This window comes from Neisseria sp. P0021.S006, from assembly GCF_051956895.1.
This window is the reverse complement of the sequence record NZ_JBQCWZ010000744.1, coordinates 1-688: the sequence shown is the minus strand read 5'-3', so window position 1 is coordinate 688 and position 688 is coordinate 1. Positions and strand designations below refer to the sequence as shown.

The following is a 688-nucleotide window of genomic DNA, read 5'->3' as shown; positions in this document are numbered from 1 at the left end:
ATCCTTATACGCCCAGCTCTAAAACAGTCGTATTGGGAGCCTGACCAAGGATACGGTCACTCAAGACATCATAAAACACGCGCTGATTTAAAGCGGCTTGCCCGCTTCAAACAAGGTTGCCGACGCTTTGCGTTTGCGCCGCCCATGAGCCGCCGCCCAAATCGCACGTTATTTTGGCAATGCCGCGCTGTTCGCGCTTGAGTAGTGCCGTCAGGTTTTGATACAGATTAGTCATTTTGTTATCCTCAACAAAAATATAAAAGGCCGTCTGAACATCGCTTTCAGACGGCCTTTAAAGCATCTCTAAACCAGCTTTAATCATTCGTCAAAATACCGGTCTGTCGCTACATTTTGAGTAACGACAGGGGCGTCGTTTTCGATTTTGACTTCGACCGACACACCAACCACCACGCCTTGCCAGCTCCCAGTAGGCTCATTGATTTGCCAAATCTCGCCTAAATTCGCCATAGGAACGGCGTATTTATCCGATACCGGCAAAGACACCGTTTCGCGTTTATGAACGCCAGTCTCGCTTAAAGCGGCGATACCGGCGGCAAGCAAGACCGGCTGGTCGGTATAAAGCGTATTGGTCAGCGCGGAGGCACGCGGCTCGCGGTTGCTGCCGTTGCGGTACACATCCGCGCCTTTGCCCTTGTTATGGCTCGGCCAAACATAAACCCCATTGGCA

General features: G+C 51.5%; 1 protein-coding gene and 1 pseudogene. Both read right to left on the bottom strand.

What is annotated here, in order from left to right:
- Positions 1-106: 106 nt before the first annotated feature.
- The gene (locus ACTHUM_RS16845; protein WP_440403533.1) at positions 107-235 is read right to left on the bottom strand and encodes a hypothetical protein; all 129 of its coding nucleotides are present in this window, start codon (positions 233-235) and stop codon (positions 107-109) included.
- An 83-nt stretch (positions 236-318) separates the two neighbouring features.
- Positions 319-688: pseudogene (locus tag ACTHUM_RS16840) on the bottom strand (hypothetical protein); the annotation flags it as partial.

Coding starts and splice junctions, on each gene's coding strand:
- ACTHUM_RS16845 (WP_440403533.1), bottom strand. CDS start 235: ATGACTAATCTGTATCAAAACCTGACGGCACTACTCAAGCGCGAACAG.